Raw genomic sequence first — 6,055 nt, 5'->3', positions numbered from 1 at the left:
GCGGGCAAATGCAATCACCCTGGCGCCGCGCACCGGGTTGTAGCCCTTGCCCTTTTCGGCCCCGCCAGTTTCGGCAATCGCGTCCGTGCCATACAGCGCGTCATACAACGAGCCCCAGCGCGAATTGGCGGCGTTGAGGGCGTAGCGCGCGTTCAAAATCGGCACGACCAGCTGCGGCCCGGCCTGCACGGCGAGTTCGGCATCGACATTGGCGGTGGTGATGGTCACGTCTTGCGGCTGTGGCACCAGATAGCCGATTTTTTCCATGAAGGCGCGGTAAGCGGGCATGTCGGCGATGGGGCCGGGGTGGGCCTTGTGCCAGACATCCATCTCGGTCTGCAGGCGGTCGCGCTCGGCCAGCAAGGCGATGTTTTTCGGCGCCAGGTCGGCGACGATGGCATCAAAGCCGGTCCAGAATTGGCTGCTTTCCACGCCGCTGCCGGGCAGCACCTTTTCTTCGATGAAACGGCAGAGTTCGGTCGCGACCTGCAGGCCGTGGCGGGTAGTGCGTTCGGTATTGGTTGTCATGCAAGAGTCCTTTTGAAAAAGCAGATGTGAACAGTCGTAAAAAGCCGGCGGCCGGCTCAGCCCGGCGCCCTGAAAAAATAATAAACCGTCAGCGCGCCGCCGACGGCAATCACCATGCGGCGCAGCCACGGACCCCGGATTTTGCGCGCCATGCTGGCGCCCCAGTAGCCGCCCAGGCTGGCGCTCAGCAGCATCACCAGCGTGTGCGGCCAGCTGACCGCACCAGCCACGATGAAAGTGACGACGGTCACGCTGTAAATCACCGCCGACAGCAGGTTTTTCAGCGCGTTGATGTGCTGCACATCTTCATGCCCGCCAATCGCCAGGCTGGCCATCATTAAAATACCCATGCCGGCGCCAAAAAAGCCGCCGTAAATCGACACCAGCAGCTGGACGAACCAGCCTGCGGGTGAGCCGGCGCCATGATCGCCGCCAGCTTCACCAGCCAAGACCGGACGCAGCCGCTTCAAGGCCTTTGACAGCTGCGGGCTGAAGGCAAAAAGCAGCGTCGCAAAAGCCAGCAGCCAGGGGATCAGGGCGGCAAAACGCGTGTCGCCGGCGGCCAGCAGCAGCAAGCCGCCCGCAACCCCGCCGAGCAGCGATGCCGCGCCCATCGGCAACAAATAGCGCTTGTAGCGGGCCAGCTCCTGCCGGTAAGCCCAGGCGCCTGCCAGACTACCGGGCCACAGGGCGACCGAGTTGCTGGCATTGGCAACCACTGGCGGCAGGCCGACGGCGAGAAGCGCCGGAAACGAAAAAAACGTGCCGCCGCCAGCCATGGCGTTCACCGCGCCGGCCGCCAATCCGCCTGCGCCCATCAGCAGAATTTCCGAAGGTGTCATGCCGGAGCAGCGTCCTTCAGGCCCGGCAATGTCAGCACGTCGCGCAGACTGCTGCCGGTGTGCAGCGGCTGGGTGCCCAGTTCTTCAAAAGGCAGCTGGTAGCGGTTGACCCAGAGCGTCTGGTAGCCAAACCAGGTGGCGGCCAATGCGTCCCAGCTGTTGCAGCTGACAAAAGCAATGTTCCGCGCCGCCAGCCCGGTGGCCTGCAGGCCGAGCGCGTAGGCGTCGGGGTGGGTCTTGTATTTGCGGATGGCGTCCACGCTGATCACATGGTCAAGCAGGCCGTCCAGCCCTGCCGACTTGACGGCGACGGCGAGCATGCCAGGGTCGCCGTTGGACAGTATTCCGGTGACCACGCCCCGGCTTTTCAGCGCCTGCAGTACCTCCCGGTTTTCCGGAAAGGCAGACAGGTGCCGGTACTGGTTCATGAGTTGCCCGACTTTGGTGTCAAATCCGCCGCTGGTCCAGCAAGCATCGGCACCTGGTACTATTTTTTTGATAGCGTACAAGAGCGCGGCGCGGGTCAGATCCCAGAATGGCTGATAGTGCGCGCCATGGTTGCTGGTAGTCACCAGCCCGGCGTACTCGATCTGCTTGTCGCGCCACACCACACCGAGGGTCTGGCCCTGGCCGGGAAAAAGCTGTTCGGCTAGCAGGCCCACGCTATAAACGTCGAACAGCGTGCCATAGGCATCAAACAGGACGGCATTCAGGGCGACGGGTGAAACAGAACGTGGCTTTTCCATGAGCTCTACTTTATTTGATATCGCATCAACTATTAATTAACGAAGAATCGTTTGATTTGTGACTGTTTCGCTTGCAATTAAAAGGTGGGTTGTTGAACGCCGGCCGCTCTTTGCCGGTTGGTGCGCAACGTATTCACACCTGTCCGCTCAGCTCGCGGGCCGATTCCAGCACTTTGTGCAGATGCCGTTCCTCGAAGCGCTCAGCCGGCATGGTGAGGGTTAGCGCGGCGGCCAGACGGCCATCGGCCTTGAACACGGGCGCAGAAATGCCGGCCACGCCCGCCAGGCGATCGCCCGCGGCGGTGAAGTATCCCTGCGCCCTGATCCGCGCGTACAAGTTCCTGTCCTGAAATGTTGGAGCGCCAGCGCGTTGGGCCCCAAAGGCCATCAGCACCCGGCCCCCCGTTCCGCGCTCAAGCGGCAGTAGATCGCCGGCCCTGATGTGGTCGCGGATCGGCTGGGATGAATCCACCCGGTACAGGCAGAGGCGCGCGTTGCCTTGGACCACATGGTAGGCGGCGCTTTCGCGCGTCGCCGCCACCAGTGCGCGGAGCACCGGCAAGACCACGCGATCCAGTGAAAACGAGGCCGCGTACACCGCGTTGAGCCGGGCCACTTCGCTGCCCAGCGCGTAGCGGCCACCCTCCAGCCGCTGGATCAGCCGCGCATGCTCCAGCGAGGCCAGCAGGCGTAGCACCGTGCTTTTGTAGAGCTGGGTGCGTGCGGCCAGATCGGCCAGCGTCAATGACCCATCGCCCAGGCGAAACGCTGACAGCAGGCTCAACGCGCGGTCAACGGCGGCGGCGCCGCCGGGGGCAGCGTGGGTGTCGGCAAGGGACTCGGTCCGGGCTTTGCGGGGCATGGTGGTCTTTGGTGGGCGGCGCGCGGCTTGACAAGCGGTGGCCCATCGGTAATTATTCTGTAAGAAAGAACGATGTTCCATCTTACAGAATTATTTTACGAATGAAAAGATGACAAATTCACAGGTATTGATCAGCGAAGTCGGACCGCGCGACGGCCTGCAATCGGTCAAGCGCACCATGCCGACGGCCGACAAGCGGCGCTGGATAGACGCGCTCTACGCCGCTGGCGTACGCGAGATTGAAGTCGCCTCCTTCGTGCCGGCCCGGCTGCTGCCGCAAATGGCCGATGCGGCCGAGCTGGTGCGCCATGCGCTCACGCTGCCCGGCCTGATAGTGATGGCGCTGGTGCCCAACCGCCGGGGTGCTGAAGCCGCGCTGGCGGCCGGCGTGCACAAGCTCACCGTGCCGGTGTCGGCCAGTGCTGCGCATTCGCTGGTCAATGTGCGCAAGACGCGCGAGGCGATGGTCGAGGAAGTGCGCGCCATCGCGGCCCTGCGCCGAGGCATCGCGCCTCACGTCAAACTGGAGGCCGGCATTTCGACCGCTTTCGGCTGCACCTTGCAGGGGGTGGTGCCAGAGGATGAAGTCATCCGGTTGGCCGCGCACTGCATTGCTGCGGGCGCCGACGAATCGGGTCTGTCAGACACCGTCGGCTATGCCAATCCGGCGCAGGTGCGCCGCCTGTTCCGGCGGCTGCGCTTCGAAATCGGCCGCCACGCGGGCGCCGCTCATATGCACAACACACGCGGCCTCGGCCTGGCTAACTGCCTGGCGGCCTATGAAGCCGGCGTTCGCACTTTCGATTCGTCACTCGGTGGCCTGGGCGGCTGCCCTTATGCGCCGGGCGCGTCGGGCAACGTCGTCACCGAAGACCTGGTCTTCATGTTCGAGGCCATGGGCCTGTCTACCGGCATTGATCTTGACAAGCTGATTGCCGCTCGCGCGCCGCTGATGGCAGGCCTGCCGGATGAGCCGCTGTACGGCATGACGCCCGAGGCCGGCCTGCCCAGGGGTTTTGTACAGGGCGCACGCCTGGCACCGCCCGCCACGCCGCTCCCTGAAGCCGGCAAAACCGGCGCGACCGGCGCGACCGGCGACACGCCGCTGCCCTACGCCGGCATTCGCGTCGTCGAATTCACCCACATGGTGATGGGCCCGACCTGCGGCATGCTGCTGGGCGATCTGGGCGCCGAGGTGATCAAGGTGGAGCCGGTAGAAGGCGACGAAACGCGGCGGCTGCTGGGCTCGGGCGCCGGATTTTTCCCGACCTTCAACCGCAACAAAAAAAGCATCGCGCTCGACCTCAAGCAACCCGAAGGCGTGGCGGCCGCGTTGCGCCTGATCGCAACCGCCGACATCGTCAGCGAGAACTTCAAGCCCGGCACCATGAAGAAGCTGGGCCTGGATTACGAACGCCTCAGCAAGCTCAACCGGCGCCTGATCTATGTCAGCCACAAAGGCTTTTTGCCAGGGCCCTACGAGCACCGCACGGCGCTCGATGAAGTGGTGCAGATGATGGGCGGCCTGGCCTACATGACGGGCCGCAGCGGCGACCCGCTGCGCGCGGGCACCAGTGTCAACGACATCATGGGCGGCATGTTCGGCGCCATTGGTGCCATGGCCGCATTGCGCCAGCGCGAGCTGACGGGCGAAGGCGCCGAAGTGCAGGCGGCGCTGTTTGAAAACAATGTTTTCCTGGTGGCCCAGCACATGATGCAGTTTGCCGCCACGGGTCACGCCGCGGCGCCCATGCCCAGCCGCATTTCGGCCTGGGGCATTTACGACGTGTTCACGGTCAAAGACGGCGAGCAGATTTTTCTGGCCGTTGTCAGTGACAGGCAATGGGCGGCTTTTTGCAAGGCCTTTGGGCTTGATGCGCTGTTGGCCGAGCCGCGTTTGAATACCAACAATGACCGGGTGATGGCCCGAGAATGGATGATGCCCGTCCTGCGCTCGCACCTGGCCGGACGCAGCGCCGCCGGGCTCAGCGCGGTGTTTGAAGCCAACGAGCTACCCTTTGCGCCCATCGCCCGGCCCGAAGCGCTTTTCGATGACCCGCACCTGAACGCGACCGGTGGACTGGCGCCGGTCCGCATGAACGACGGCAGCGAATCCAAAGTGCCGCTGCTGCCCTTCACACTGGGTGGCCGGCGGCCAGGCATCCGGTTGCAGCCGCCACTGCTGGGCGAGCACACACGCGAACTGCTGCTGGAAGTCGGCTACACCATCGCAGAAATTGCCGAACTCAGATCCAGTCAGATCACGCGAGGAGACTGAGGCCAAAACATCACTCCCAGACGCCGTACTCAGGCAACCGGCAGTCGTCAGACGCCTTACCGACCTGGGCGCGCCGATGGGCAGCTGGTGTGAAGCATCAGAATTTTCGGCAGACCAACTCGTGACGCCGGCATCGGGCCGGAGTCCTCCTCGGCGCCGCGCAAGTCACTCGCTTAGGGGCGCGCTGGAGATGGCGCGACCGGCCCGGTCTCGTCGCCAGGTTTGCTGCCCTGGGCATCAATCGGGGTGCTGCTTGTACGCCCACTCGCCGCCGGGGGACCGGCCGGGCCGGGTTTGCCGGCCGGTCCCGGACTACCCGGAATGCCGGCCTGACCAGGCTTGCCCTGCGGGCCTGGCACGCCCGGCTCCCCCGGTTGGCCAGGCGGTCCCGGCCGGCCTGGCTCACCGGGAGGACCGGACGCGTCGCCACATGCGGTCAGCGCAAGCGCGGTGAGCATTGTTGGAAAAAAAGCGGAGTACTTCACGGCTAATTCCTTTGAGACCGATGGACGGTTTAAATTCAGCTGTTTATAAGGCGCGCCACGCCAGTCGCACGTAGGCCAGCTTCCGTAAAAAAAGTGAGCAAGGGAGCCCAACCGTTCGCTTCGATGCCCGTCCCGCCTGGTATCGGCGGCTTTTGCAGGGAGGTGGTGGCCGGTGCCAGCCGGGCCGCTGCCTTTGTGCGAATGGCGTTCCGGCCGTGCGGCTTGCGTCCCGATTGACAGCGTCTGTACGGGAGTCAAATAAGAGGGTTTGACGTAATGAACAATTGCGTTGCAGTAATTGTTGACTTTTGTGC

Annotated in this window: 4 protein-coding genes and 2 pseudogenes; 2 read left to right on the top strand and 4 right to left on the bottom strand. The window is 64.1% G+C overall.

Features of this window, described 5'->3' with window-relative positions:
- The 4 genes and pseudogenes from HHJ19_RS14775 to HHJ19_RS14760 all read right to left on the bottom strand — a co-directional run.
- Window positions 1–528: pseudogene (locus HHJ19_RS14775) on the bottom strand (malate synthase G); the annotation flags it as partial.
- A gap of 56 nt (window positions 529–584) precedes the next feature.
- A complete protein-coding gene (locus HHJ19_RS14770) occupies window positions 585–1,370 on the bottom strand; it encodes a sulfite exporter TauE/SafE family protein (RefSeq protein WP_296908633.1) in 786 nt (261 codons plus the stop codon).
- Window positions 1,367–2,116: a haloacid dehalogenase type II gene (locus HHJ19_RS14765; RefSeq protein WP_296908632.1), complete on the bottom strand. Its 750-nt coding sequence runs from the start codon at window positions 2,114–2,116 to the stop codon at window positions 1,367–1,369. Before HHJ19_RS14765 ends, HHJ19_RS14770 begins: the two co-directional genes overlap by 4 nt.
- Window positions 2,117–2,249: 133 nt before the next feature.
- On the bottom strand, window positions 2,250–2,978 hold the full coding sequence (locus tag HHJ19_RS14760; RefSeq protein ID WP_296908631.1) for an IclR family transcriptional regulator: 729 nt from the start codon (window positions 2,976–2,978) through the stop codon (window positions 2,250–2,252).
- A gap of 109 nt (window positions 2,979–3,087) precedes the next feature.
- On the opposite strand from HHJ19_RS14760, the pseudogene HHJ19_RS14755 reads away from it, so the two are divergent.
- Window positions 3,088–3,909 (top strand): annotated as a pseudogene (locus tag HHJ19_RS14755) (hydroxymethylglutaryl-CoA lyase); the annotation flags it as partial.
- 174 nt (window positions 3,910–4,083) lie between these two features.
- A complete protein-coding gene (locus tag HHJ19_RS14750; protein WP_296908634.1) occupies window positions 4,084–5,256 on the top strand; it encodes a CaiB/BaiF CoA-transferase family protein in 1,173 nt (390 codons plus the stop codon).
- Window positions 5,257–6,055 lie beyond the last annotated feature (799 nt).

It is taken from the genome of Polaromonas sp. (assembly GCF_012927415.1).
GTDB lineage: Bacteria > Pseudomonadota > Gammaproteobacteria > Burkholderiales > Burkholderiaceae_C > Polaromonas.
Note: the sequence above shows the minus strand (reverse complement) of the source record. Positions and strands in the feature narration are given on the sequence as shown.